The sequence below is a fragment of the Nocardia farcinica genome (assembly GCF_001182745.1).
In the GTDB taxonomy this organism is placed as follows: Bacteria; Actinomycetota; Actinomycetes; order Mycobacteriales; family Mycobacteriaceae; genus Nocardia; species Nocardia farcinica.
On record NZ_LN868939.1, the window covers coordinates 137,193 to 163,582 of the forward strand.

Sequence of the window (26,390 nt, forward strand, 5' to 3'; positions counted from 1 at the left end):
TGTCAGTCCTTGTCCGGACGCGGGGTGAGCCCCACGGGGGCGGGAATGTGCTCGACCGAGATGCGCTTGCGGAACACCCAGTAGGTCCACGCCTGGTAGCCGAGCACGACGGGGGTCACCACCACGGCCGCCCAGCTCATCACCTTCAGGGTGTAGGGCGTGGAGGAGGCGTTGTCGACGGTCAGCGAGAACGCCTCGCCGAGGGTGGAGGGCAGCACGTTCGGGAACAGCGAGCCGAACAGCAGCACAGTGGCGGCGGCGACGGTCAGCGCGGTGCCCGCGAAGGCCCACCCGTCGCGGTCGGCGAAGACCGCGGCCGCGGCGCCCACCAGCCCGATCACCGCCACCCCCAACGGAATCCAGGTCCAGTCCGCGCCATACGCGAGCTGGGTCCACAGGCCGAACCCGCCGACGACGAGCGCGGCCGGACCGAGCAGCAGCTTCGCCACCCGCACCGCGTCGGCGCGGACGTCACCACCGGTCTTCAGGCCCAGGAAGATCGCCCCGTGCAGGGCGAACAGCAGGCCGGTGGCCAGCGCGCCGAGCAGCGCGTACGGGCTGAACAGGTCACCGATGGAACCGACCAGCTGCTTGTCGGCGTCCAGCGGCACCCCGCGCACGATGTTGGCGAACACCCAGCCCCAGGCGAACGCGGGGACCCAGGAGCCGATGCCGATCCCGATGTCGCAGCGGGCCCGCCAGCGCGGGTCGTCGATCTTGCCGCGGTACTCGATGGCACAGATCCGCAGGATCAACGCGACCAGCACCAGCAGCAGTGCGAGGTAGAAGCCGGAGAACATGCTGGCATACCACTCGGGGAACGCGGCGAACAGCGCGCCGCCCGCGGTGATCAGCCACACCTCGTTGCCGTCCCACACCGGGCCGATGGTGTTGAGCACCGCCCGGCGCCGCGCGTCACTGCCCTTGCCAAGCACCGGCATCAGCATGCCGACGCCGAAGTCGAAGCCCTCCAGCACGAAGTAGCCGGTGAACAGGACGCCGATCAGGACGAACCAGAACTCTGCGAGACTCATCGTCGGGCTCCTCAGTAGGCGAACGAAAGCTGTTCGACGGCAGGCTCTTCGGCCGCACCGGACGTCCTGCCGGGGCCACCGCTGTCGTCGGGGCGGTCCGGCTTCGGCGGCGCGGCCGGTTCCGGTCCCTCGATCACGTAGCGCCGGATCAGGTAGAACCACACCACCGCGAGCGCGCCGTAGAGCAGGGTGAACACCACCAGCGAGATGAGCACCGTGCTGAACGAGTGGTCGGAGACGCCCTGCTGAACTGTCATGCGCAGGGCGGGATCACCGGTCGGGTTGGGCACCACCACCCAGGGCTGCCTGCCCATCTCGGTGAACACCCAGCCCGCGCTGTTGGCCAGGAACGGCGTCGGGATGGCCAGCAGGCTCAGCCACGAGTACCAGCGCTGATCGGGCACCCGCCCGCGCCGGGTCAGCCACAGCCCGGCCAGCACCAGCAGCACCGAACCGGCCGACAGGCCGATCATCGCGCGGAACGACCAGTAGGTGACGAACAGGTTGGGCCGGTAGTCGCCGGGACCGAATTTCTCGATGTAGGCCTGCTGCAGGTCCTTCACACCGTCGAGGGTGACGCCCTCGAATTTGCCTTCGGCCAGATACGGCAGCACGTAGGGCACCTCGATGAGGTGGGTGACGCTGTCACAGTTGTTGTGCGTGCCGACCGTGAGCACCGAGAAATCGGGGTCGGTCTGGGTGTGGCACAACGATTCCGCCGAGGCCATCTTCATCGGCTGCTGCTCGAACATCAGCTTGCCCTGGATGTCGCCGGTGAGCACCACGGCGACCATCGACACCAGGATCACGTACATTCCCGCGCGTCCGGCGGGCCGCCACATGGTGCGGGCCTCTTCGCGCCGCACCGGATCGGCGCTGCGCGCGTTGCGCACCATCCACCAGCCGGCGATGCCCGCCACGAAGGTGCCGGCGACCAGGAAGGAACCGGCGATGACGTGCGGGAACGCCGCCAGGGTCGTGTTGTTGGTGAGCACTTCCCAGATGCTGGTGAGCTCGGCGCGGCCGCGCTCGGGGTTGTAGCGGGCGCCGACGGGATGCTGCATGAAGGAGTTGGCGGCGACGATGAAGTACGCCGAGGCGTTCACACCGATCGCGACCAGCCAGATCGTGGCCAGGTGCACCAATTTCGGCAGCCGCGACCAGCCGAAGATCCACAGGCCGATGAAGGTCGACTCCAGGAAGAACGCGACCAGTGCCTCGAGTGCGAGCGGTGCGCCGAAGACGTCACCGACGAAGCGGGAGTATTCGCTCCAGTTCATGCCGAACTGGAATTCCTGCACGATGCCGGTCGCGACACCGAGCGCGAAGTTGATCAGGAACAGCTTGCCGAAGAACTTGGTCAAGCGGTACCAGCGTTCGTTGCCGGTGATCACCCAGGCGGTCTGCATGCCCGCGACGAACGGGGCAAGGCCGATGGTGAGCGGCACGAACAGGAAGTGGTAGACGGTGGTGATTCCGAACTGCCACCGGGAGATGTCCAGAACGCTCATCCGGCCTCCAACCCCTTACTACGACGTGTCGTAGTAAAGATAACTCCGGCGGAGACCTTTCCCTAGGAGGCGCGCATCACTATGACGCGCGACAACACACCGATGACCAGCGGTTTTCCGCCCTGCGCGAGGTCGGCGCCGCCCGGGAGTGCGCAGGGTCACGCCCGGGCGGTGGCGCGCACCACGGCCGCAGCGCTCACCAGTCGCCGATCGCGCCCCCGCGCTGCACGCCGCGGTCGACGAGTTCGATGATCTCCTCGGCGTTGTCCGGCGCCGACATGCGAAGGCCGTCCAGGGAATTCACCCGAGCGGCCAGCGTGACGCTCGACAGCATCCAGATGCTGTCGCAGGTGAGCAGGTCGGCGGTGAAGAGCGGGGCGTAACGGCACTCCCAGCCCGCCTTCTTCGCTTCGGTGAACAGCGCGCGCTGGGTCACGCCCGGCAGCACACCGTTCTTGGCGGGCGGGGTGATCAGCTCCTTGTCCCTGGCGATCACCACGGTCGAGCGCGGGCCTTCCAGCACCCGGTTCTCGGTGCTGGTGAAGATCACGTCGTCGGCGCCCATCCGGTGCGCGAACCGCAGCGCCGCCATGTTCGTCGCGTAGGACAGCGTCTTGGCGCCGAGCAACTGCCACGGCGCGGCCTGGGCCAGGTCGATCGAGATGCCGCGGGCCAGGGTCACCACCGAGACACCCTCGGCGCGCGCCTTGGCGACGCGCTCGGGCACCGGCACCACCAGGACATACGCGGTCGGCACCGGCACCGCGGCGGCGAGATCGCCGGAGGTGACACTGGACGGGGCGCCCAGCTCGGTGTCGCGGCCGCGGGTGAGCACCAGGCGCATCATGCCCTCGCGCTCGCTGCCCCACTCCTTGGCCGCGGTCTGCACCGCCTCGCGCCAACGCGACAGTTCCGGCTCGGGTAGATCGAGCGCCTGCGCCGAGCGACGCAACCGGCCCAGGTGGAATTCGATCGCACACGCGTCACCGTCACGCACCAGCACCGTTTCGAAGACACCGTCACCGCGCAGCACCCCGATGTCGTCGGCGAACAACAACGGCTCGTCCGCGTCGCGGACCACACCGTCGAGTGTGACAAGAACTCGATCTACCATGCGACGAGCGTAGGCGGAATGCGCTGCCCGTGCCTATGTCAACGCAGAGTTCGTTTTGCCGGATTCGGCGCGCCCACGCGGGAATCGCCGAGCCGACCGGGAGGGGGAAACTCGGACGCACCGCGAGGCCGCCGCACGCAGGTGCGGCGAGGACCGCCTAGAGTGGACGTGTGTCCGTGCTCGATGCACCCAGCCCCCTCCTCTCCGTCGCGGGCGCTGTCGCGGGTCCGCCCGGTTCGCCGGACGCCACGGTGGCCTGGCACTACGGCAATCCGTTCGGTGAGCAGCGCGCCGCGGTCGAGCGGGTCGCGATCGTGGATCGTTCCCATCGGTTCGTGCTGCGCATCACCGGCGGTGAACGGCTGAGCTGGCTGCACACCATCTCCAGTCAGCACGTCGCGAACCTCGGCGACCGGCAGTCGGCGGAGAACCTCGACCTCGACCTGAACGGCCGCATCCAGCACCATTTCGTGCTCAGCGACCTCGATGGCACCGTCTGGGTCGACACCGAAGCCGACCGCGGGCCCGCCCTGCTGGACTTCCTGACGAAGATGGTCTTCTGGGCCGACGCCAAGCCCGCCGAGGCCACCGACCATGCCGTGCTGAGCCTGCTCGGCCCCGAGGTCGCCCGGTTGCGCGAGGCCCTCGGCATCACCGAACTGCCGGAGATCTACGCGGTGACGCCGCTGCCGGACGGCGGCTTCCTGCGCCGGATGCCCTGGCCGACGGCCGACTCCTACGATCTCGTCGTCCCGCGCGAGCGGCTCGGCGCCTGGTGGAGGACCCTCACCGAGGCGGGCGCCGAACCCGCGGGCATGTGGGCCTTCGAGGCGCTGCGCGTCGCGGCGCTGCGGCCGCGGATCGGCCTGGACACCGATGAGCGCACCATCCCGCACGAGGTGCGCTGGATCGGCGGCCCGGCCGAACACGGCGCGGTGCACCTGGACAAGGGCTGCTATCGCGGCCAGGAGACCGTCGCCCGCGTGCACAACCTCGGCAAGCCGCCCCGGCAACTGGTGCTGCTGCACCTGGACGGCTCCGCCGACGAGCGGCCGCAGCCGGGTGCGGATGTCACCGCGGGTGGCCGCACGGTGGGCCGCCTCGGCTCGGTGGTCGACCACTACGAGCTGGGGCCGATCGCGCTGGCGCTGGTCAAACGCGCGGTCCCGGCCGATGCGCAACTCACCACCGGTCCGAGCGCGGCCGCGATCGACCCGGATTCGGTGCCCGTCGACGACACCCCGCAGGCGGGCCGGCTCGCGGTCGACCGGCTGCGCGGCCGGTGACGGGGCGCGTGCCGCAGCACGGCGGGCCGGCGGACCGGCCGCGACAGGGAGGGGAAACGATGACGTCCGAGGACGCCCGGGTACTGGCGGTGTGCGTGGTGCACGCCGATCTCACCGTGCCGACCCGCGTGGGGCGCACCGCGATCGACAAGCGCCCGGTGCCGGGCCGCGTCGCGGTCGGCACGCTCGGCCTGGCCGGCGACCACGTCTGCGACACCAAGCATCACGGCGGCGTCGACCAGGCCGTGTACGCCTATGCCGAGGAGGACGCGCGACGCTGGAGCGAGGAACTCGGCCGGGATCTGCCCGCGGGCTGGTTCGGGGAGAACCTGCGCATCGCCGGGCTCGACGTCAGCGACGCCGTGGTCGGTGCCCGGTGGTCGATCGGCGACACCCTGCTCGAGGTGAGCGCGCCCCGAGTACCGTGCGCCACGTTCGGGCACTGGTCCGGCGAGGCGCAGTGGGTCAAACGGTTCACCCTGCGCAGCGACACCGGCACGTATCTGCGGGTGCTGCGGGCGGGCAGCATCGGCGCGGGCGATCCGGTGCGGGTCGAATACACCCCCGCGCACGGCATCACCGTGCGCGACGTGTTCACCGGTGCCGATCTGGACCGCCTGGTCACCCTGCTCACCGTCGAGCCGACCGTCACCGACACCGTGCGGATGCAGATCGAACGGCACGCCCGCAGGCACGGCCGGCCACTACCGGAAATCGGCGACGACCTGGCGGAGGAGGCCGTGTCGTGAGCGTGGAACTGGTCGAGGTGGTGCGCTCCGGGTTCCGTGAATGCGTGCACCGGGGGTCACTGGTCGTGCTCGATCCGGCCGGGGAGCCGGTCGTCGCGCTCGGCGAGGTGCACCTGCCGATCTTTCCCCGCTCCACCAACAAGCCGATGCAGGCGGTGGCCCTGCTGCGAAACGGCTTCGAGCCGCTCGACGACCCCGAGCTGGCCATCGCCACCGCCTCGCACTACGGCGAGGCCGACCAGGTCCGGCTGGTCGAGCGGCTGCTCGCGCGGTTCGGCTTCGACGAACGCGCCCTCGCGTGCCCGCCCGAGCTGCCCATCGAGGAGCGGGCGCGCGCGGCGGCGTTGGCGGGCGGGCCGCGGCCGATCTACATGAACTGCTCGGGCAAGCACGCCGCGATGCTGGCCACCTGCGCGGTCAACGGTTGGTCGGTGCAGGACTACCTCGACGAGAAGCACCCGCTGCAGCAGGCGGTGGCCGACACCGTGGTCGAGCTGACCGGTGAACCCGAAACCGACCTCGGCATCGACGGCTGCGGGCTGCCCATCATCCCGGTCTCGCTGGTGAACCTGGCCCGCGCCTACGCCCGGCTGGCCACCGCGGCGCCCGGCACGCCCGAACGGCGAATCGCCGATGCGATCCGCGCGCATCCGCGAGTGATTTCGGGCACGAACGCGCCCGATCTACAGATCATGACCGCGACCCCCGGACTGGTGTGCAAGATCGGCGCCGACGGTGTGCACGCCGGTGCGCTGCCCGACGGAACCGCCTTCGCCTACAAGATCGACGACGGCGGCGACCGGGCGCGGATGCCCCTGACGCTGGCGATTCTGCACCGGATGGGCGTCGAGTGGACGACCACGCACGCCGAGCTGGCGGCCCAGCCGGTGCTCGGCGGCGGCGCCCGGGTGGGAGTGATCCGGGCGATTCCCGGCGTACTCTGAGCGACACGACATACGGCGAAGCCCCGGCAAACGGAACCCCTGGTAGCGGCACTTCCCCGACTCATGGAGGCGCGACCGCCGGACACACGCTAAAGTGTCTGTCAGGAAGAGTATTAATTCGAACGGGGCCGCCAACAAACCCCAGGCCGCCCCGCTGTGACGCGAGGGGGTCAGCCATGGGCCGTGGCCGGGCTAAGGCAAAGCAGACCAAGGTCGCACGAGAGCTGAAGTACAGCTCGCCGACGACCGACTTCGCGAGCCTTCAGCGCGAGCTCTCGGGACACCCCACCAAGCGCAGTGGTGGTGTGCTGTCCGATGAGCACGACTCGGACGACTCCTTGTCCCGCTGGGACGAGGACGACTACGACGACTGGCGCCGCTGACTCGGATACAACGTCAAGAAGGGGGAGGCCGACCGGGCCTCCCCTTTCCACGTTGCCGGGACCGCGGCCTCCGTCGAGAAGGCTTGCCATGACATGTCGGCGGCCGGCAGCCGGATAGGTTGCCGGACAACGACTCTCACCGGGTACTCCCCAGGCGCGTCTCTCGCGACGCCCCGATCCGGAGCAACCCGCCCCCGGCGGTCCGCCGACCCCGTTCGGCCGCCCCGTCGGCAACATCCCAGCTAGCACCGCTGCGATGCGGCGAGCGCACGGGGCCTCGGCACCCGTCCGATCACCGTTTCCGATCGCTCGCCGATTCGGCAGCAGCGGGCGGAACGAACCGGCTCGGTGAGTCGTCACCGTCGGCTGGGCTCCCTGGTTCTCGCCGAGCCTGGACACCGTACGACCCCGCCCGAACCTGGACGCGGTCCACATCGCGCCGTCGGCGGAGCCGAACGTGGGTCACCGCACCCCGGGGCTCGCCGTTGAACGCGGTCCGCACCGCGCCGCAGGCGGAGCCGAACTCGGTCACACACCCGACCTCGGGCGCGGTCGCACACCGCGCCGTCGTCAGCGTCGGGAATCGAATCAGTGCGGGGCATGCCCCGGCGGCAGGCCCCCGACCGGCTGGGAACGGACGCCGCTCAGAACCGCGGGTGCTCGCCCAGCAGTTCCGCGCGCGGCGCGTCGGCGTCCTTGGCCTTCTTCACGGTGCCCAGCGTCCAGCACTCGATGTGCCTGGCGGTCAGCACCGCGAGCGCGCGGTCCACGTCCTCGGGCGCGACCACGGCGACCATGCCGACGCCCATGTTGAACGTCTTCTCCATCTCGGCGCGCTCGACGCGGCCGCGCTGGGCGATCATCTTGAACACCGGGGCGGGATTCCAGGTGCCGCGGTCGAGTTCGGCGACCAGCCCGGCGGGGATCACGCGCGCCAGGTTCGCGGCCAGGCCACCGCCGGTGACGTGGGCGAAGGTGCGCACGTCGGTCTCGGCGATCAGCGCCAGGCAGTCCTTGGCGTAGATGCGGGTCGGCTCGAGCAGTTCCTCACCGAGGGTGCGGCCGAACTCCTCCACGTGGCCGGTCAGCGACATGCGGTCGATGTCGAGCAGCACCTTGCGGGCGAGGCTGTAGCCGTTGGAGTGCAGGCCCGACGAGCCCATCGCGATGACGACATCGCCCGGGCGCACCCGGTCGGGGCCGAGCACGGCGTCGGCTTCCACCACACCCACGCCGGTCGCGGACAGGTCGTAGTCGTCGGGATCCATCAGGCCCGGGTGTTCGGCGGTCTCCCCGCCCAGCAGCGCGCACCCGGCGCGCACACAACCCTCGGCGATACCCGAGACCAGTTCGGCGACCTTCTCCGGGACGACCTTGCCGATGGCGATGTAGTCCTGCAGGAACAGCGGTTCCGCGCCGCAGACGACGAGGTCGTCGACCACCATCGCGACGAGGTCGAGCCCGACGGTGTCGTGCTTGTCCATCGCCTGGGCGACCGCGATCTTGGTGCCCACGCCGTCGGTGGAGGCGGCGAGCAGCGGCTCGCGGTAGCCACCCTTGAGCGCGAAGAGACCGGCGAATCCGCCGAGGCCGCCCTGGACTTCGGGGCGGGTGGCCTTCTTCGCCAATGGCCCGAACAACTCGACTGCGCGGTCACCGGCTTCGATGTCCACGCCGGCCGCGGCGTACGAAGCGCCACCGGTGGGGGTCTGTTCAGTCATCTTCGGGGAAAGCTCCAAACCGGTTCGGCGGATACATGCCTGCTCACGCTACCCGAACCGGATCTCGGGCACGCATGGTGTCCACCGGCCGGTCAGGGGCGGCTCAACGCGCTGGCGTTGGCGTTGTCGCCGAGCAGCACCGATTCCGGCTGCCCGGTGAGCATCCCCTCGAGCAGGTTCTTCCCGATCGAGGCCTCGGTGGGCAGCGGGATCGGGTACTGGCCGTCGAAGCACGCGCTGCACAGCCGGGTCCGCGGCTGTTCGGTCGCGGCGATCATGCCCTCGGTGGAGATGTAACCGAGGGTGTCGGCGCCGATCGAGCGCCGCACGGCTTCGACCATGTCGTCGTAGCTGTCGTCGGCGCCGCCACCGTTGGCGATCAGCTCCGCCCGGGAGGCGAAGTCGATGCCGTAGAAGCAGGGCCACTTGACCGGCGGCGAGGCGATGCGGACGTGGATCTCCACCGCGCCCGCCTCCCGCAGCATCCGCACCAGCGCGCGCTGGGTGTTGCCGCGCACGATGGAGTCGTCGACCACGATCAACCGCTTGCCGCGGATCACCTCGCGCAGCGGGTTGAGCTTGAGCCGGATGCCGAGCTGGCGGATCGTCTGGCTCGGCTGGATGAAGGTGCGCCCCACGTAGGCGTTCTTCATCAGACCCTGGCCGTAGGGCACACCCGAGCCCTGGGCGTAGCCGACCGCGGCCGGGGTGCCGGATTCGGGCACCGGGATGACCAGATCGGCCTCGACCGGATGCTCCTTGGCCAGCCGCCTGCCGATCTCGACGCGGGTGGCGTGCACCGAGCGCCCGGCGATGGTGGAGTCGGGGCGGGCCAGGTAGACGTATTCGAAGACGCAACCCTTGGGTTCGGGGTTGGCGAAGCGCATCGACCGCACGCCTTCGGCGTCGATCGCCAGCAGTTCGCCGGGTTCGATCTCACGGACGAAGGCGGCGCCGACGATGTCGAGCGCGGCGGTCTCGCTGGCCACCACCCAGCCGCGGTCGAGCCTGCCCAGGCACAGCGGCCGCACCCCGTGCGGGTCGCGGGCGGCGTAGAGGGTGTGCTCGTCCATGAAGGTGAGGCAGAACGCGCCGCGCAGCTGCGGCAGCAGTTCCATCGCGGCCTGCTCGATGCTCGAGTCGGCCGCGGCGTGCGCCAGCAGGGCGGTCATCACGTCGGAGTCGGAGGTCGCGCCCACCGGCTGCGGCCGGCCGCCGGACACGGGGGTGCCGATGAGCCCGAGTTCGCGTGCGCGCCCGGCCAGTTCGGCGGTGTTGACGAGATTGCCGTTGTGGCCCAGCGCCAGGCCGGAGCCGACCGCGGTGGTGCGGAAGATCGGCTGGGCGTTCTCCCAGGTCACGCCGCCCGTGGTGGAGTAGCGACAGTGGCCGACGGCGATGTGGCCGGGCATGGCGGCCAGCGTCTGCTCGTCGAACACCTGGCTGACCAAGCCCAGATCCTTGAACACCAGGATCTGCTGACCGTCGGAGACCGCGATGCCCGCCGCCTCCTGGCCGCGATGCTGCAGCGCGTAGAGGCCGTAGTACGTGAGCTTGGCCACGTCCTCGCTCGGCGCCCAGACACCGAACACACCACACTCCTCGCGTGGTTCGTTCTCGTCCTGATCGGAGGCGGATGCGAGGCTGTCGACCGAAGATTCGGCGTTGGTCACCGTGTGCTCCCTGTTCGGGCGGGCTGGGGGCTTTCGCCATTCTACGGGTGCAACACGCCTCGGCGATCACCGCTTCCGCATACCGACGGCAATCACACGTGTCTTCCGTCGAAACGCCGTCCGCGCGGCGGTACGGTTCGACCGTGACGAGCGAGAAGGACACTCCGACGGCCCGCGGCCCCCTGCAACCCCCGGTCACCCATCCCGTGCTCCGCATCGTGGTGTTCCCGGTGGTGGTGCTCGCCCTGCTCACGACGTTGCTCGGCTACATGTACCTGGCCTACGTCGCGGATCCGCAGGAGAACCTGCACGACTTCCCGATCGCGTTGGTGAACCTGGACGTGGGTGAGACGCTCGGCACGCCCGAGCAGCCCCGGCAGGTGAATTTCGGCACACAGGTGGCCGACGGCATCCGCGAGGCCGTGCCGAAGGACCAGATCGATCTGCGCGTGCTCGGTATCAACGAGGCCCAGCAGCAGATGCGTACCGGCCAGGTGTACGGCGCGATCATCATCCCCGGCGACTTCAGCAAGCGGCTGGGCATTCTCGGGGTGGGCAGCGTGATTCCCGGCGAGATCGAGCAGCCGATCCTCACGGTGCAGACCAATCCGCGCGTCGGCCCCTACGCCACCGCGATCGTCACCCGCATGGCGGATCAGATGTTCCCGCAGGTGAACGAGCAGGTCGGCAAGCAGCTCACCGAGCAGGTCCAGGCGCAGCTCACCCCGCCCGAGGGTGGGCAGCCGACCGAGCTGAGCGGGGCGACGCGGCTGTCGCTGGACAGCCCGCTGCGGCTGGTGGTCGAGGAGTTCCGGCCGCTGCCCAGCGGCACCGGCCAGGGCCTCACGGCCTTCTTCTACGCGCTGTTGCTGCTGCTCGTCGGCGTGGTCGGCGCGATGACGATCCACACCATGGTCGACGCGGCGCTCGGTTTCGTGCCCACCGAGTACGGCCCGTGGTACGTGCACTATCCGCCGACGCCGATCTCCCGGTTCCGCACCCTGCTGATCAAGTGGGGCGTGTTCGCCCTCATGGCGGCCATCGTCGCCGGGATCTTCCTGCTGGTGGCGAAGGCCCTCGACATGCCGTTGGAGCACCCGCTCGCGCTGTATCTCTACAGCGCGTTCGCGATGATCGCGGTCGGCGTGACCGGCCTGTCCACCCTCGCGGCGATCGGCTCGGCCGGTCTGCTGGTGAACCTGATCCTGTTCGTCGTCCTCGGCCTGCCCTCCTCGGGCGGCACCGTGCCGATCGAGGCGACCCCGCACTACTTCGGCTGGCTCGCCACCTTCGAGCCGATGCACCAGGTGTTCCTGGCGGTACGGGCGATCCTCTACTTCAACGCCGACTTCTCCGCAGGCCTCACCCGCGGCCTGCTGATGACGATTCTCGGACTGGTCATCGGACTCGTCTTCGGCGTGGTGATCACCCGGTACTACGACTACAAGGGACTGCACCGGGGCGCGAACAACGGCGCCGCCTGAGCGGTCAGGGCATCTCGACGGTCTCGGCGCGCGCGATCTCGCCCAGGGCGCGGCGGATGTAGTCGCGCACCGGGACCCGGGCCAGGTCGGCCAGGTGCGCGGTCAACAGCACCGCCGCGGGCGGCACCGCCGCGGGCGCGGTGGTGTCCTCCGGATCGGCGACACCCAGCGCACCGGTGAGCGCGGCCACCACCGCGCCGGTGTCCACCTCCGGCAACCACGCCGCCGCGCCGCGCACCACCTGCTCGAGCACCGCACGCGCGTCGTCGCCGGTGAGCCCGTCCGGGTGCGCGGTCTCCAGCAGTTCCCGCACGATCGCGGCGAGCACCAGCCCGACCTGCTCGCCGGGAAGTTCGGCCAGTTCCCCGGTCGCCTCCCGGAACGCGGCGGCATCACCCGCCCGTGCCGCCGCCACCGCGGCGTCCACGGCGGTCGCGATCTCGCGCGGTTCCCGAGGCCAGTCCGACGGCCACACGATGGGTTCTCCTCTCGGCGGGAATGTCCCCGGCACTGTCTCACAGGGAACCGACGCCTCCGATGACGCCGACCGTCGCGGCGCGTTCACCCGCTCACTCGACCCGAACCACCGGCAGCCAGCGCGCGATCTCCCCCGCCCGGCTCCCCGACGCGGTCACCTCCCCCGCCGCCACCGCCTCGTCGAAATCGCGCAAACCGGTAGCCAGCAGCAACCACGTCCGCGGATCGGTCTCCACCACATTCGGGGGCGTCCCCCGCGTATGCCGCGGCCCCTCCACACACTGCACCGCCACGAACGGCGGCACCCGCACCTCCACCGAATGCCCCGGCGCCGACCCGGCCAACGCCCGCGCGGTCGCCCGCACCGCCGCCCCCACCTCCTTCCGCCCCGGCTCCCCGCCCCCGCCTCGACCAACCACCCCCGCACAGCGCCGACCGCCGCCCGCAACTCCCCCGCATCCACACTCCGACGTCCCACCCGGCCGAGATTACCGTCGGATACCGACGCCGAATCGCAGCGGCAAGGGCCGGTCGTCTCACGCCTGTGCCGGCGACTTCGTCAGCAGAGCGACACCATCGGCCGCCGCCGCAGAGTTCCGACAGTGCCCCGGCTTCGGTATACGCCGGCGAAGACACGGAGGCCGAGCCCATGAAGCTCGTCGATAGCACTGGAGCACAGCGGATTTCGCCATGGTTCTGCAGGCTCGCGGCTATTCTCGCGTTGTGCCCTACAGCCCATCACCCGCGCTGCAGAGATGGCGCACCGACCGTGCGGCCGCACTCGGCAGCCTCGTCGCCGTACACGCCAAGGTCGTGGACGGCCGACGCGGCCGCCAATACGCTACCGAACGCCTCAACCAGGCTCTGTTCATCGCACTCGCAAGCGAATTCCAGGGCTACTGCCGAGATTTGCACGACATCGCAGTCCTCGCCGCAACCGATGGGCTCGCCTCGTCGGGCGATCCACGACTGGTCTGGGCACGTTCCGCACTCATCCGCAACCGGAAGCTGAGCACCGGCAATGCAAGCCCCGGCGCCCTCGGCAACGATTTCAAGTTCTTCGGCATGGACTTCTGGCCCTCGGTGCAGGCGATGTATCCGGCCAAGACCAGCGACTGGGTCAAGTTTCTGACCAAGATGAACGACACGCGCAATGCCATCGCCCACCGCGATGACACCAAGTTGGCGGCTGTCACGGACCCTCTCACCCTGCGTACCTTCAAGAGATGGCGGGCCACGCTCAATTCCCTCGCTTCTGGAATCGACCGGGTTGTAGAGGCATACTTGCAGGACACGATTGGTAAGAGCTGGTAGAGGAGGTGACCCCGATGGCAACAGCCGAGCACAAGCGGGCACCCGCGCTCCTGAAGGCGAAGAAGGCGAAGAAGGCGAAGTCCCAGCCGGACCCTGCGAAGCCGCCGAAGGTGAAGACGAGCCGCTTCAAGGTGGGTGACCGTGTGCGGTTCACCTACGGTCAGCGAGAGGTCGAGGGCGTGGTCACCAGTGCGTCCGGCGACCGAGTCCACGTCGATATGCACTTCTCCAGCGAGTCAGCGGTGCCCGGCCTGTTCCGCGAAGACGAGCTGCGAACCGCTTAGCATCCGCCGGTGCGAGGCGGCTCCGGCACCGCCCCGGCCGAGTGTATGTGCCGGAGGTCGAAGGTGAGGGGCTGATGAGCAGGCGATCAGCTGCTAGCACGTCACGAAGGCGCCCACCGCGTCTACGCGGACGCATCCGCTCGGCAGATGACCGACGGCATGTGCCCGGAGCGCAGATCAGCCCAAGGCACAAGCACTGGCTGCTCTGCGTCTTCGCAGCGTGCCCTCGGAAGTTCAGTCCTCAGGGCCGGCGACCAGGTATTCCTTCAGGAGGACAGCACCGGGCTCGAGAGCAGGGAACTCCAGGTCGACGGGACCGCTGAGGAACCGGATCTTGATGTAGGCATCAGGATCGACATCGGCGAAGGGGGCCAGGGAGAACCGCTGTTTGTTCCGGAACTTGTCGAGCAGTTCGATTTCGAGGTTGTCGCTGCCTTCCACCCCGTGCTTGCGGATGAGGGTGGCCAGGGTGGGGCGTTCGGGGACCCGGTCGAGCAACGGCTGGAAGTGCTGGACCGACTCCTCGTCACTCACTTCGCCGATGATCTGAACTTTGGTAATCATCATCGAGCCTCTCATCAGTGTGCCTCGCACTACCCGTGACCGATCATCCGGTGGGTAGGAGCACCCCGCATCACACCGCAGCTTGTTCTCATTCATGCTGTGGCCCCACATTTTTCGATTCTTCCCCCGGCACCGCACCCGGACTGGTTTGCAGATCGTCTGGCGTTGGATCGGATGTACTCGACCACAGATCTGCGACCCCGTGCTGTCCCCCCGAGCACCAGCGACGGGTCGTTCACCTCCCGCGCCGCGCGCGCTTCCTGGCCGATGTGGTGATCACGGCGCCTGCTGTGTTCAGTGTCAGATGCACCAGGGTGGGGGCGACAGCGCCGGCCGTGCGGCGATACAGGGAGCCGAAGACCACGCCCGCCGCCGTTGTCGCGGCAATGGTCGGCAGGATCGGATCCCCCGCCGCACGGGCCGAGTGGATGTGCCAGAGGCCGAAGGTCAGTGGGCCGATCACGAGGGCGGGGCGGGGGCCGAGGGCGGTGGTGAGGAGGGGGTCGAGGGTGGCGCGGAAGATGAGTTCTTCGGGGAGGGCGGTGCCGAGGGGGATGTGGACGGTAATCCATTCGGCGGTGCGGACTTCGGGGGTGCGGTCGGGGGCGGCGGCGAGGGCGGCGCGGGTGCGCGGGCAGGTCAGGGCGGCGGCGGAACCGGCGGCGACGACGGCGCTGATGAGCAGGCCGGCGCGGAAGCCGCGGGGCGACAGCCAGTTCGGGCGGGCGCCCAACGCCGTGGCGTAGCCGAGGGCGAAGGTCAGGTGGGCGGCGGTGCGGCCGCGGATGCCGAGGCCGAGGGCGGGCAGGAGCCGGTTGTTCCAGGCGAGGGGAAGCAGCACGGCCGCAGCGGCTTTCGCGTGCCTGCCGGAACGCCGCACGCTCACTTCACCACTCGTTCGAACTCCTCGGCCGCCTCCAGTTGGAAGCGCACCTGTTCGGCGAGTTCCGGTGTCCAGCCGGGGGGTTGGGCGATGGCGGCCCAGGCGTCCAGGACCAGGCTGCCGTAGCGGTGGCCGTGGCCGTCGGCGACGCCCTGGGCGTTGGTGAGGTCGGCGGTCACCTGCCAGAACGTCACGAACGGCGCCCAGCGCATCTGCGAGGACACATCCGAGCCGCGCGGCTCGGACAACCAGTCCGGGCGCGAGAAGATCAGGTCCGTCGACCACCACACGATCGGGTCGGAGGCGTGCTGCAGGTAGGCGATGCGCGGCGAACGCCATTCCGGGCCGGGCACGGCCAGATCGGGTGGGTTGGCGGCGAACCGGACGACGAGCCCGTCGGCGTACACGGGCAGCACCTCCGGCGATCCGGGGTCGCGGCGCGCCACGAACTGCTCCCACAGCCGGTTGGAGTTCGGTGGTCCGACCCAGAGCGCACCGTCGACCTTGGCGCGGAGGTCGGCCAGCCCGTCGAAGGCGGCCTCGGAGCCCTGCGAACCCAGGCTCTCGCCGTAGACGAACAGCTTGGGCCGCTGGTCCGGCGGCCGCTGCGACCAGTGTTCGTGTACGGCGTCGAAGAGCCGTTCGCCGGCCGCGGCCGCCTTGCCGCGGTCGGCGAGGAACGACAGCACGCTGGGCAGATACGAGTACTGCGACGCGACGATCGCGGTGTCGCCGCCGAACATGTACTCGATCGCGCCCGCCGCCAGCGAATTGACCCACCCGGTCCCGGTCGTGGTCACCACGACGATCACCTGACGGTCGAACGCGCCGGTGCGTTCGAGTTCTCGCACCGCGAGTTCGGCCTGGTCCTCGCCGTCCTCGGCCGACTCCAAGCCGACGTAGGCGCGGATCGGTTCACGCGCGGGCCTGCCGGTGACGGCGGCGATCCGGCTCGCCGTCGGCCCGTGCGAGACGAACCACCGGCCCTCGAACCCGAGGGTGTCCCAGGCGGCCAGCGATTCCGGGCTGCCGGACCGCTCGGGCTGCTGCGGCTGCACGGCGTTCGGGGAGGTGTGGTCGTTGCGGACGCTGAACGCGGAGTTGGCGACCGCGAAGAAGGCACGGGAGGCGACCCCGTTGAAGATCGTCACCGCCGCTACCACCAGCACCAGCGCGCCGACCGCGGGTGCCAGTTCCCGCGGCACCCGCACCCAGCGGTTGAGCTGCCTGGCCAGGAACAGGATGATCTCGCGCACGGTCCGGTACCCGGCCACCACGAGCACGCCGACGGCCAGGCTCAGCAGGCCGGTGCGCAGGTAGGCGGGGGTGGTGGTGCCTTCCATCCCCATCAGCGCGGTGATCTCGCGCTGCCAGCGCGCCGACTGCACGAGCATCAGCGCAGCGGTCAGCGCGGCGGTGAGCAGCACGGCCGTCTTGACCGCGTAGCGCACCCAGGTGGGGGCGGGCGGCACTTTCAGCCGCGGCCGCACCCACAACCGGAACAGCCATTCGAGCAGGCAGCCGAGGCCGTAGCCGAGGGCGGCGTTGATACCGCTGATCAAGCCCTGGAACAGCCAGTCGCGTGGCACCAGCGAGGGCGTCACCGACAGCGCGAAGAACACGGTGGCCACGACCAGGCCGACGTAGTTCAGATCGATGACGTCCTCGGTCCGGCGCACCACGACGACGCCGCGCGCACGCAGCCTCGTCAGGGTGTCCGCCTTCTCGAGCACCCGAACAGTATGCGCGGTCACAATCCCCGCCCGTCCGCCGTGGCATCGCACAGCGGGCGTGTGTCCGCTGTGAGAGAGGCCACTGCGGGGGCGGCGGCCCCCGCTCGCTCAGGCGGTTTCGGCGCCGAACAGCTTCGGCAGGGTGCCCTCGAAGGCCGCCCGCAGCTCGGTCAAAGGGATCGAGAAGTGCCCCTGGACCTCCAGCGCATCCGAGCCCTGGTCGACCACGCCGATGCGCACCCACGGCAGCTGCCTGGCCTCGCACATGCGGGTGAAGCGGGTCTCCTCCGAGCGCGGCACCGCCACCAGCACGCGGCCCGCCGACTCGGAGAACAGCGTGACGAACGGGTCGGCGTCCTCGGGCAGCAGGATGCGGCAGCCCGTCTCCCCCGCCAGCGCGGCCTCCACGACGGCCTGCGCCAGGCCGCCCTCGGACAGGTCGTGCGCGGCGCTGATCATGCCGTCGCGCGAGCCGGCGGTGAGCACCTCGGCGAGCAACTGCTCGCGGGCGAAGTCGACCTTCGGGGGCACGCCGCCGAGGTGGTCGTGCACGACCTGCGCCCAGATCGAGCCGCCGAACTCGTCGCGGGTGTCGCCGAGCAGGATCAGCGTCTCGCCGGGTTCGAGGCCGATGCCGGTGGGAATGCGGCGGTGCACGTCGTCGATCACGCCGAGCACACCGACCACGGGCGTCGGCAGGATGGCGTCCTGCCCGGTCTGGTTGTAGAAGCTGACGTTGCCGCCGGTCACCGGAATGCCCAGGGCGACACAGCCGTCGGCGAGGCCGCGCACGGCCTGCTGGAACTGCCACATCACGCCCGGGTCCTCCGGGGAGCCGAAGTTCAGGCAGTTGGTGACGGCCTTGGGGGTGGCACCGGTGCTGGCGACATTGCGGAACGCCTCGGCCAGCGCCAGCTGCGCACCGGCGTAGGGGTCGAGCTTGGTGTAGCGGCCGGAGGCGTCGGTGGCCAGGGCGATCCCGCGGCCGGTCTGCTCGTCGATGCGGATGACCCCGGCGTCGGCGTCCTCGGCGAGGATGGTGTTGCCGCGCACGTAGCGGTCGTACTGCTCGGTGATCCACTTGCGGCTGCACAGCTGCGGGCTGGAGATCATCCGCAGCAGGGTCTCGCGCAGTTCGTCGGCGGTCGCCGGACGGGGCAGCGTGTCGGGGGTGTCGGCGATCAGCGCGTCCTGGTAGTCGGGGCGCTGCACCGGACGCTCGTAGACCGGGCCCTCGTGTGCGACGGTGCGCGGCGGCACGTCCACCACGGTCTCGCCGTGCCAGGTGACCACGAGCCGGTCGCCGTCGGTGACCTCACCGATCACCGTGGCCAGCACGTCCCACTTGCGGCAGACGGCCATGAACGCCTCGACGTTCTCCGGGGTGACCACCGCGCACATGCGCTCCTGCGACTCCGAGGACAGGATCTCGGCGGGGGTCATGTCGGCCGCGCGCAGCGGCACCTTGTCCAGCTCGATGCGCATGCCGCCGTCGCCCGCCGCGGCGAGTTCGGAGGTCGCGCAGGACAGCCCGGCGCCGCCGAGATCCTGGATGCCGACCACCAGCTTGGCCGCGTAGAGCTCGAGACAGCACTCGATGAGCACCTTCTCGGTGAACGGATCGCCCACCTGGACGCTGGGCAGCTTCTTGCGGCCCGCGCCGGACTCGTCACCGGAGAAGGTGTCCGAGGCGAGCACCGACACGCCGCCGATGCCGTCGAGTCCGGTGCGCGCGCCGAACAGGATGATCTTGTTGCCGGTGCCCGAGGCGAACGCCAAGTGCAGGTCCTCGACCCGCATCACGCCCGCGCACAGCGCGTTGACCAGCGGGTTGCCCTGGTAGGAGGCGTCGAACACGGTCTCGCCGCCCACGTTGGGCAGGCCGAGGGAGTTGCCGTAGCCGCCGATGCCGCGCACCACCCCGTCGACGACGCGGCGGGTGTCGGGGTGGTCGGCGGCGCCGAAGCGCAGCTGGTCCATCACCGCGACCGGGCGGGCGCCCATCGCCATGATGTCGCGCACGATGCCGCCGACGCCGGTGGCCGCACCCTGGTACGGCTCCACGTAGGAGGGATGGTTGTGGCTTTCCACCTTGAAGGTGACCGCCCAGCCGTCGCCCACGTCGACCACGCCGGCGTTCTCGCCGATACCGGCGAGCATCGACTTGCGCATCTCCTCGGTGGTGGTCTCACCGAAGTAGCGCAGGTGCACCTTGGACGACTTGTAGGAGCAGTGCTCGCTCCACATCACCGAGTACATCGCCAGTTCGGCGTCGGTGGGCCTGCGGCCGAGGATCTCCTTGATGCGGGCGTACTCGTCGTCCTTGAGGCCCAGCTCTTTGTACGGTTGCGCCACATCGGGGGTTGCTGCGGCTGCGCTGACGGTGTCGACCTGCGGAGTCACGGAGTACCAGGGTCCTTTCGGCCGGGCAAGGTGAAGCGACGAGCGTTGTCACGGGGCGGCGGCGAGATGCCGGGCACCAGTCTACGGGGCACCGGCGGCGGCCCCGCAGGTGAGGGCGGGTGCCCGGGACGGGCGGGGCGACACCGCGACCGGGCGCACACCCGTGCGGGTCGCTGCATTGTTGCCCGGCCGTATGGACCGTCGCGGTCCGGCGAGGTCGGAGCCGGGATCACCGCCGCACGGCCGGGGTTGCGGGCCCGGGACCAGCCCCCGACCGCGGAAACGTACCGGATACTCTGTGCGGGTGAGCGAACGATCGGGGGTGGCCGATTCGGCCGAGCAGCCTGTTGCCACGGAGACCACGCACCCCCGCGTCGCGGGGCCCGCGCCGGATTCGCCCGCGCGCACGCGCCTGCTGCTGGCCGCGCTGGCGTTGTTCGCCGTCTCGGCGCTCGTGTCGTTGCTGGCGCACTGGTGGCACGGGTTCATCGATCTGCAGGTCTATCGCAACGGCGCGCGGGTCTGGCTGGACGGTGGCGAGCTCTACGGCCCGATGCCGCCGGTCTACGGGATCGGTTTGCCGTTCACCTATCCCCCGCTGGCCGCGCTGTTCTTCGCTCCGCTGGCGCTGATGCCGCTGGTCCTGGCCGAGGTCGTGGTGCTGGCGACCTCGCTGGGCTGCCTCGGCCTCACGCTGTGGCTGGTGTTGGCGCGGCTGCGCCCCGGCCTCGACCCGCGCACCATGACGACGCTGGTGATCGCCGCGGTCGCGCTGGCGCTCTATCTCGAACCCGTGCGCCAGACCTTCGGTTTCGGCCAGATCAATCTGGTGCTGATGGCCGCGGTCGCGCTGGACTGCCTGGTGCGCAAGCCGTTCTGGCCGCGCGGGATGCTGATCGGCATCACCGTGTCCATCAAGCTCATCCCGGCCGGGTTCCTGCTGTATTTCCTGCTGCGCCGGGACTGGAAGGCAGCGGGCACCATGGTGGTCTCCGCGATCGGCGCGGTCGGGCTCGGATTCCTGCTGTTCCCTTCGGATTCGGCGGAGTACTGGCTGCGCACCCTCGCCGACACCGGCCGCATCGGCCCGCCGTACTTCGCGGGCAACCAGTCGCTCAAGGGCCTGGCCTTCCGGCTCGGCGTCCCCGATTCGGTCGCGACGCTGATCTGGCTGGGACTCGCGGTGATCGCGGTGGCACTGGCGGCGCTGTGGATGCACCGGCTGATCGAGGCGGGCCAGTCCGTCGCCGCGCTGCTGGTGAACGCCGCCGCGATCCTGCTCGTCTCGCCGGTGTCCTGGTCGCACCACTGGATCTGGGTGGCTCCGGCGCTGCTGGTCGCGGTGGACGCGATCCTGCGCAGGCGCGCGGGCAGGCGACCGGTGCGCCTGCTCACCGCGACCGTGGCCGCCCTCACCGTGCTGTACCTGATCGGCCCGCAGTGGCTGCTGCCGCACTCGAACGACCGGGAGCTGGACTGGGCCTGGTGGCAGCAGATCGTCGGCAGCGGCTACGTGCTCGTCACCTTCGCGGTGCTGGTGGTGGCGGCGCTGACCTATCGTCCCTACCCGTCCGGGGTCAGGAACGCCGCCAGCGCCGCGGCGTAGGCGCCCACGTCGGCCGCGCCCATCAACTCGCGGGCGGAGTGCATCGCCAGCTGCGGCGCGCCGACGTCCACGGTGGGCATCCCGGTGCGCGCGGCGGTCATCGGGCCGATCGTCGAGCCGCACGGCAGATCCGCGCGATGCACGTAGCGCTGCAACGGAACCCCGGCCTGCGCGCAGGCGAGGGCGAACGCGCCCGCGCCGGTGGCGTCGGTGGCGTAGCGCAGGTTCTGGTTCACCTTGAGCACCGGCCCGCCGTTGACCTCGATGCGGTGCGCGGGCTCGTGCCGCTCCGGGTAGTTCGGGTGGGTCGCGTGCGCCATGTCGCCGGAGGCGCACACCGAACCGGCCAGCGCGGCCAGGTATTCGGCGCGGCCACCACCGCGGGCCAGCACGATGCGTTCCAGCACGGCGGGCAGCAGGTCGGATTGGGCTCCGCGGTCGGACTGGCTGCCGACCTCCTCGTGGTCGAACATGGCCAGCACCGGGATCGCCGTGCCCGGCTCGGCCACGGCGGCGAGGAAGGCGCGCAGGCCCGCGTAGCAGGTGCCCTGGTTGTCCAGCCGGGGTGCGCTCACCAGGTCGCGGTCGCGCCCGACCAGGCGGCTGGGCGCCAGGTCGTGGGTCATCAGCTCCCAGCCGAGCACGGCGTCCGGGTCCACCTCGGCGTATTCGGCGACGAAAGCCAGGAACGAGCGCGGTTTCTCGCCGACGCCCCAGACCGCGTTGACGTGCCGCTGCGGGTCCAGGCTCACGCCGCGGCGGTCCTCGGACAGGTGGATCGCCAGCTGCGGCACCCGCAGGATCGGGTCGTCGATGCGAACCAGCCGCGCCCGCACGCTGTTCCCTTCGCGCACGGTGAGCCGGCCGGACAGGCCGAGTTCCCGGTCCAGCCAGGAGTTCAGCCAGGCGCCACCGTAGGGTTCGAGCCCGACCACCTGCCAGCCGGCCGAGGCCAGATCGGGATGCTGCTTGACGCGCAGGTTCGGACTGTCGGTGTGCGCGCCGACCACCCGGAACGGCGCCGAGGGCGAGCCGTCCCGGTCGGCCCAGGCCACCAGGGAGCCGCCGCGCACGACGTAGTACCGGCCCGGCTCCCCGCCCGCCCAGGCGGCCGATTCCGACAGCCGGGTGAATCCGGCGGCCTCGAGTTCACCCGCGACGGTGTGGCAGACGTGGAACGGGGACGGCGAGTCGTCGACGAAGGCGCACAGGCCCGCGGCCGTGGCGTCGGTGGTGGCAACTGGCATACGCCGATCCTAGGCAACGCGCCGCGGGCCGGTCGCGGCACCGATTCTCCGCGTCGGCATATTTCGTTCCCAGGCACTCACCCGACCGGCACTCGCCGGACAATGGCACCCACCGGACAATTCGGACGCCGAATGTCGTTATCCGCCAACGCGTGTGCGGACGAGAATGCGGGGGGGCGCGATCGCACCGCCGCAGCGCGCTATTCGTGAGCACACTGCCCGATCACACAACGATAACGTGGATTACGTTTCGCCTCTTGCGCATTCGCGCGCTCGACGGCGTCGGCTACTGCTCGGCGACGGCGTCGAGCAGGCGCAGCAACTCGGCGTAGCGGCGCGCACCCAACTTCGCGCGCAGCGCCTGCTCGGCCTGTTCCTCGTCGGCGCGGACCGCGGCGACCAGCTCGGCGCCGCGCTTGCTCAGGCCGATCAGAATGCGGCGCCGGTCCTCCTCGGCGGCGACGCGGAAAATGAGGCTCCGTTCGGCCAGGTAGTCGGCGTGCCGGGTGGCCGACGAGGGCGCGAGCTGCGACCGGGCGGCGAGTTCGCTCATCGTGATGCCCGCCTCGGCGGACAGATTGCACAGCATCGACCACTGGTCCGCCGTGAGCTGCCGGGCGCACAGCGCCGCGTCCAGATGCCGCAGCCACCGGCGTTCCGCGGCCCGCAGCGCGCCATGCAGCGTCGCATGGCCGCCTACAATGGTGGTCATCGGTTTTCCCCGCCTGCCAAGAATTTCGCTCGAACGAGAAGAAGAGTACCGAATGGCCGCGTTCGGCGAGACCCCAGAGGGCACTATCGAGATCCTCAACATCGTCCCGATGCGTGGGCCCGGCGGTATCCTCGCGCCGTCGTGCGAGGCGGCCATTTCGCTGGCGGCCGAGGAAATCAACGCGGGCGCGGGAATTCTGGGCCGCGAAATTCGTACCACGAATATCGACGGTGGCCGCGCGCCCGAGCTCGTCGCGACCGAGGTCGCCGCGCTGCTGGCCACCGGCATGGTGGACGCCATCACCGGCTGGCACACCTCCGCCGTCCGCCGGGCGGTGGCCGCGGCCAACGGCGGACGGGTGCCCTATCTGTTCGCGACCAGCCACGAAGGGCTGCCGGACGAACAGCCCGGCGTCCTCATGCTGGGCGAGCACCCGGCCGGGCACACCCTGGCGGCGGTGCGCTGGGCTCGGCGGGAGCTGGGGGTGCGCCGATGGGCGATCATCGGCAACGACTACATCTGGCCGCGCGAGATCGCCAAGGCCGTGCGCCGCATGCTCACCGACCCGGCCGACGTGGTGCTCGAGCAGTTCGTACCGCACGGCCTGCCCGACCACACCGATTTCCTCACCCACCCCGCGCTGGACCGGGCCGACGGCGTGCTGATCCTCATGGTCGGCGCCGAAGTGGCCGCCTTCAACCGGCAGTTCGCCGCCACCGGACGCGCCGACCGGCAGATGCGGCTCAGCCCCGCCGCCGACGAGAACGTGCTGCTGGCCGCCGGGCCCGCCGCGCACCGCAATCTGTTCGTGCCGTCCAGCTTCTTCCTCGGCGACCGCTGCCCCGACGGCACCGCCCGGCGGGCCCGCTACCGCCGCCGCTACGGCGCTTTCGCCCCGGCGCTGACCACCTTCAGCAACGCCGCCTACGAGGCGCTGCACACGCTGGCCGGGCTGGCCGGGGCCGTGGGCTCGCTCGAGGTACCGCGACTGCACCGGGCGTTGCTCGACGGCGTCCGATACCAGACCCCCGGCGGAACCCGGGGATTCCGCGGCAATCAGGCGGTGCAGACCGGATACCTGGCCAGGGTGAACGGCGTCGACTTCGAGATCGTCGACCGCATCTGGTAGAGACCACCGCCTCCGGCCGCTGACCCGGTCAGGCTGTCTCCGATGCGCCCGCCCGGGGCGGCCTGCGTGGTGACGCTCCGCTACCGCCTCCGGCCGCTGACCCGGTCAGGCGGTGCCATTTGCGCCCGACCGGGGCGGCCTGCGTGGTGACGCTCCGCTACCGCCTCCGGCCGCTGACCCGGTCAGGCGGTATCCGATGCGCCCGACCGGGGCGGCCTGCGTGGTGACGCTCCGCTACCGCCTCCGGCCGCTGACCCGGTCAGGCGGTGACGAGCGTGTCCAGGACCGAGAGGAACAGCCCGAGCCCGTCGTCGCTGGGGCCGGTGAGGGCCTCGGTGGCGTGTTCGGGGTGCGGCATCAGGCCGACGACGCGGCCGTTCGCCGAGGAGATGCCCGCGATGCCGCGCTGCGAGCCGTTCGGGTTGTCGCCGGAGTAGCGGAACACGACCCGGCCCTCGCCCTCGAGTTCGTCGAGGACGGCGGGGGCGGCCTGGTAGCGGCCCTCACCGGACTTCAGCGGGATCAGGATCTGCGCGCCCGGCTCGTAGCGGGAGGTCCACGCGGTGGACACCGACTCGACGGTCAGCCACTGGTCTCGGCAGATGAAGTGCAGGCCCTCGTTGCGGGTGAGAGCACCGGGCAGCAGCCCGGCCTCGCACAGCACCTGGAAGCCGTTGCAGATGCCGAGCACCGGCATGCCCTGCTCGGCCGCGCGCACGACCTCCCCCATCACCGGCGCGAACCGGGCGATGGCGCCCGCGCGCAGGTAGTCGCCGTAGGAGAAGCCGCCGGGCACGATCACGGCGTCGACCTGCTTGAGATCGGCGTCGGCGTGCCAGAGGTTCACCGCCTCGGCGCCGGCCAGCCGCACCGCCCGCACGGCGTCCACGTCGTCGAGGGTGCCGGGGAAGGTGATGACACCGATGCGCGCGCTCACGAGAGCCGGACCACCTTCCACTCCTCGATGACCGTGTTGGCCAGCAGGCTCTCGGCGATCTGCTCGAGCTCGGCGTCGCTGACGCTGTCGTCCACGTCGAGTTCGAATCGCTTGCCCTGCCGCACATCCGAGATGCCGGCGAAACCCAGGCGCGGGAGTGCGCCGACGATGGCCTGCCCCTGGGGATCCAGGATCTCGGCCTTCGGCATCACCTCGACCACGACTCGTGCCACGCGTTGCTCCTAGGGGTGGTGGTTGCGCGGAGTCCGGGCAGGCGCCCGGCCGCAGCGCTGGAGTGGGGGGATTACCTGGGTAGCCTAGTCGTCCGGCCGCGCCGCGCGCGCTCCGGGGTAGGGTGACAATCCGCCGCCGACCAATAGCATGGCGGCATGCGCATAGCCCACTTCGGTCACTCCTGTATCCTCGTCGAGCTGCACGGCAAGAAGATCCTGTTCGATCCGGGCACGTTCTCGCACGGCTTCGAGGGCATCACCGGTCTGGACGCGATCGCGGTCACCCACCAGCACCCCGACCACATCGATCCCGAGCGCATAGACGCGCTGGTCGAGGCCAATCCCGGCGCGCGCCTGCTCTCGGACCCGCAGACCGCCGCCCAGCGCGGCGGCCGCTGGGAAGCGGTGCACGCCGGCGCCGTGCTCGACCTCGACGCGCTGCGGATCACCGGTGGCGGCGGCAGGCACGCCGTGATCCACCCGGAGATTCCCGTGATCGATAACACGGTCTTCCAGCTCGGCACCGCCGACGATCCGGCGCAGCTCGTGCACCCCGGCGATTCGCTGTGGGTGCCGCCGGTGCCGGTCGGCGTGCTGGCCACCCCCGCGGCTGCGCCGTGGATGAAGATCAGCGAGGCGGTGGACTATCTGCGCGCGGTCAATCCGCGCACGGCCATCCCCATTCATTTCGGCGTGGTGGCGCCCGAGGCGAGGGGCATCTACTTCGGCAGGCTCACCGAAATGGGCCCGGACGGTACCGAGTTCACCGTGCTGAACCCGGAGGACAGCCGGGATTTCTCCGCCTGAGCCGCGATTGTTGCGCCGAATCCCGCCCGGCACCGGGGAATCGGCCTGCGACCAGACGAAACCGCCCCGCTCCGGCGGGGGATACCGGGAGCGGGGCGGGGTCGCAAGCCTGGCAGTGCCGGTCAGGTGATCACGTCGTCACCGGCGCTGAGAGTGTCGATC

24 protein-coding genes and 1 pseudogene are annotated in these 26,390 nt (G+C 70.4%); 10 read left to right on the top strand and 15 right to left on the bottom strand.

What is annotated here, in order from left to right; genetic code table 11:
• Nucleotides 1–2: 2 nt before the first annotated feature.
• The 3 genes from cydB to AMO33_RS17725 all read right to left on the bottom strand — a co-directional run bounded on the left by cydB (nucleotide 3) and on the right by AMO33_RS17725 (nucleotide 3,659).
• Complete coding sequence (gene cydB / locus AMO33_RS17715) at nucleotides 3–1,034, bottom strand: cytochrome d ubiquinol oxidase subunit II (protein ID WP_060593637.1); 1,032 nt, start codon at nucleotides 1,032–1,034, stop codon at nucleotides 3–5.
• 11 nt (nucleotides 1,035–1,045) lie between these two features.
• On the bottom strand, nucleotides 1,046–2,545 hold the full coding sequence (locus AMO33_RS17720) for a cytochrome ubiquinol oxidase subunit I (protein ID WP_060593638.1): 1,500 nt from the start codon (nucleotides 2,543–2,545) through the stop codon (nucleotides 1,046–1,048).
• Between the two features lie 196 nt (nucleotides 2,546–2,741).
• A complete protein-coding gene (locus AMO33_RS17725; RefSeq protein WP_011207116.1) occupies nucleotides 2,742–3,659 on the bottom strand; it encodes an aminodeoxychorismate lyase in 918 nt (305 codons plus the stop codon).
• 170 nt (nucleotides 3,660–3,829) lie between these two features.
• On the opposite strand from AMO33_RS17725, the gene ygfZ reads away from it, so the two are divergent.
• From ygfZ to AMO33_RS17745, 4 genes are all read left to right on the top strand, one after another.
• Nucleotides 3,830–4,945 carry a CAF17-like 4Fe-4S cluster assembly/insertion protein YgfZ gene (ygfZ, locus tag AMO33_RS17730; RefSeq protein ID WP_107103128.1) on the top strand — a complete coding sequence of 372 codons (1,116 nt, stop codon included), beginning with the start codon at nucleotides 3,830–3,832 and terminating at the stop codon, nucleotides 4,943–4,945.
• A 59-nt stretch (nucleotides 4,946–5,004) separates the two neighbouring features.
• Nucleotides 5,005–5,694 carry an MOSC domain-containing protein gene (locus AMO33_RS17735; RefSeq protein ID WP_060593639.1) on the top strand — a complete coding sequence of 230 codons (690 nt, stop codon included), beginning with the start codon at nucleotides 5,005–5,007 and terminating at the stop codon, nucleotides 5,692–5,694.
• Nucleotides 5,691–6,638 carry an asparaginase gene (locus tag AMO33_RS17740; RefSeq protein WP_060593640.1) on the top strand — a complete coding sequence of 316 codons (948 nt, stop codon included), beginning with the start codon at nucleotides 5,691–5,693 and terminating at the stop codon, nucleotides 6,636–6,638. Before AMO33_RS17735 ends, AMO33_RS17740 begins: the two co-directional genes overlap by 4 nt.
• Nucleotides 6,639–6,814: 176 nt before the next feature.
• On the top strand, nucleotides 6,815–7,021 hold the full coding sequence (locus AMO33_RS17745; RefSeq protein ID WP_041559809.1) for a DUF3073 domain-containing protein: 207 nt from the start codon (nucleotides 6,815–6,817) through the stop codon (nucleotides 7,019–7,021).
• 644 nt (nucleotides 7,022–7,665) lie between these two features.
• Here the strand turns inward: AMO33_RS17745 and purM are convergent.
• Nucleotides 7,666–8,742: a phosphoribosylformylglycinamidine cyclo-ligase gene (gene purM / locus AMO33_RS17750; RefSeq protein WP_011207112.1), complete on the bottom strand. Its 1,077-nt coding sequence runs from the start codon at nucleotides 8,740–8,742 to the stop codon at nucleotides 7,666–7,668.
• Nucleotides 8,743–8,834: 92 nt separating this feature from the next.
• The gene (purF, locus tag AMO33_RS17755; RefSeq protein ID WP_041559808.1) at nucleotides 8,835–10,415 is read right to left on the bottom strand and encodes an amidophosphoribosyltransferase; all 1,581 of its coding nucleotides are present in this window, start codon (nucleotides 10,413–10,415) and stop codon (nucleotides 8,835–8,837) included.
• A 269-nt stretch (nucleotides 10,416–10,684) separates the two neighbouring features.
• Between purF and AMO33_RS17760 the strand changes: the two genes are divergently transcribed.
• Nucleotides 10,685–11,899 (top strand): YhgE/Pip domain-containing protein, encoded by a 1,215-nt coding sequence (locus tag AMO33_RS17760; protein ID WP_228791028.1) that lies wholly within the window; start codon nucleotides 10,685–10,687, stop codon nucleotides 11,897–11,899.
• 4 nt (nucleotides 11,900–11,903) lie between these two features.
• Here AMO33_RS17760 and AMO33_RS17765 read toward each other — a convergent pair whose 3' ends face one another.
• Both AMO33_RS17765 and AMO33_RS17770 read right to left on the bottom strand, forming a co-directional pair.
• Complete coding sequence (locus tag AMO33_RS17765; RefSeq protein WP_041559807.1) at nucleotides 11,904–12,374, bottom strand: hypothetical protein; 471 nt, start codon at nucleotides 12,372–12,374, stop codon at nucleotides 11,904–11,906.
• A 94-nt stretch (nucleotides 12,375–12,468) separates the two neighbouring features.
• Nucleotides 12,469–12,854 (bottom strand): annotated as a pseudogene (locus AMO33_RS17770) (sterol carrier family protein).
• A 212-nt stretch (nucleotides 12,855–13,066) separates the two neighbouring features.
• On the opposite strand from AMO33_RS17770, the gene AMO33_RS17775 reads away from it, so the two are divergent.
• Both AMO33_RS17775 and AMO33_RS17780 read left to right on the top strand, forming a co-directional pair.
• A complete protein-coding gene (locus AMO33_RS17775; protein WP_060593641.1) occupies nucleotides 13,067–13,690 on the top strand; it encodes a hypothetical protein in 624 nt (207 codons plus the stop codon).
• Nucleotides 13,691–13,704: 14 nt separating this feature from the next.
• Complete coding sequence (locus tag AMO33_RS17780; protein WP_060593642.1) at nucleotides 13,705–13,974, top strand: hypothetical protein; 270 nt, start codon at nucleotides 13,705–13,707, stop codon at nucleotides 13,972–13,974.
• A 234-nt stretch (nucleotides 13,975–14,208) separates the two neighbouring features.
• On the opposite strand, the gene AMO33_RS17785 is transcribed toward AMO33_RS17780, so the two are convergent.
• The 4 genes from AMO33_RS17785 to purL all read right to left on the bottom strand — a co-directional run bounded on the left by AMO33_RS17785 (nucleotide 14,209) and on the right by purL (nucleotide 19,557).
• Nucleotides 14,209–14,553, bottom strand: a complete 345-nt coding sequence (locus AMO33_RS17785; RefSeq protein ID WP_159033821.1) for a hypothetical protein — start codon at nucleotides 14,551–14,553, stop codon at nucleotides 14,209–14,211.
• A gap of 220 nt (nucleotides 14,554–14,773) precedes the next feature.
• A complete protein-coding gene (locus AMO33_RS17790) occupies nucleotides 14,774–15,424 on the bottom strand; it encodes a CPBP family intramembrane glutamic endopeptidase (RefSeq protein ID WP_060593644.1) in 651 nt (216 codons plus the stop codon).
• Nucleotides 15,421–17,154, bottom strand: a complete 1,734-nt coding sequence (locus AMO33_RS17795) for an alpha/beta hydrolase (RefSeq protein ID WP_041559806.1) — start codon at nucleotides 17,152–17,154, stop codon at nucleotides 15,421–15,423. The genes AMO33_RS17790 and AMO33_RS17795 overlap by 4 nt, the downstream gene beginning before the upstream one ends.
• A gap of 108 nt (nucleotides 17,155–17,262) precedes the next feature.
• A complete protein-coding gene (purL, locus tag AMO33_RS17800; RefSeq protein ID WP_060593645.1) occupies nucleotides 17,263–19,557 on the bottom strand; it encodes a phosphoribosylformylglycinamidine synthase subunit PurL in 2,295 nt (764 codons plus the stop codon).
• Between the two features lie 304 nt (nucleotides 19,558–19,861).
• Here purL and AMO33_RS17805 point away from each other — a divergent pair, with 304 nt between their 5' ends.
• Complete coding sequence (locus tag AMO33_RS17805) at nucleotides 19,862–21,163, top strand: glycosyltransferase 87 family protein (RefSeq protein ID WP_229434854.1); 1,302 nt, start codon at nucleotides 19,862–19,864, stop codon at nucleotides 21,161–21,163.
• On the opposite strand, the gene AMO33_RS17810 is transcribed toward AMO33_RS17805, so the two are convergent.
• Both AMO33_RS17810 and AMO33_RS17815 read right to left on the bottom strand, forming a co-directional pair.
• Complete coding sequence (locus AMO33_RS17810; protein WP_060593646.1) at nucleotides 21,121–22,410, bottom strand: M18 family aminopeptidase; 1,290 nt, start codon at nucleotides 22,408–22,410, stop codon at nucleotides 21,121–21,123. The two genes, AMO33_RS17805 and AMO33_RS17810, sit on opposite strands and share 43 nt — an antisense overlap.
• A 286-nt stretch (nucleotides 22,411–22,696) precedes the next feature.
• Nucleotides 22,697–23,122, bottom strand: a complete 426-nt coding sequence (locus AMO33_RS17815; RefSeq protein ID WP_011207102.1) for a MarR family winged helix-turn-helix transcriptional regulator — start codon at nucleotides 23,120–23,122, stop codon at nucleotides 22,697–22,699.
• A gap of 52 nt (nucleotides 23,123–23,174) precedes the next feature.
• On the opposite strand from AMO33_RS17815, the gene AMO33_RS17820 reads away from it, so the two are divergent.
• Entirely contained in the window at nucleotides 23,175–24,251 is a 1,077-nt protein-coding gene (locus AMO33_RS17820; RefSeq protein ID WP_060593647.1) for an ABC transporter substrate-binding protein, read from the top strand.
• A gap of 259 nt (nucleotides 24,252–24,510) precedes the next feature.
• Here the strand turns inward: AMO33_RS17820 and purQ are convergent, their stop codons facing one another.
• Together purQ and purS are read right to left on the bottom strand one after the other, a co-directional pair.
• Nucleotides 24,511–25,188 carry a phosphoribosylformylglycinamidine synthase subunit PurQ gene (purQ, locus tag AMO33_RS17825; protein ID WP_011207100.1) on the bottom strand — a complete coding sequence of 226 codons (678 nt, stop codon included), beginning with the start codon at nucleotides 25,186–25,188 and terminating at the stop codon, nucleotides 24,511–24,513.
• Nucleotides 25,185–25,421, bottom strand: coding sequence for a phosphoribosylformylglycinamidine synthase subunit PurS (purS, locus tag AMO33_RS17830; protein ID WP_011207099.1), 237 nt, complete (start codon nucleotides 25,419–25,421; stop codon nucleotides 25,185–25,187). Before purS ends, purQ begins: the two co-directional genes overlap by 4 nt.
• Nucleotides 25,422–25,577: 156 nt before the next feature.
• On the opposite strand from purS, the gene AMO33_RS17835 reads away from it, so the two are divergent.
• Entirely contained in the window at nucleotides 25,578–26,228 is a 651-nt protein-coding gene (locus AMO33_RS17835; protein ID WP_011207098.1) for an MBL fold metallo-hydrolase, read from the top strand.
• Nucleotides 26,229–26,390 lie beyond the last annotated feature (162 nt).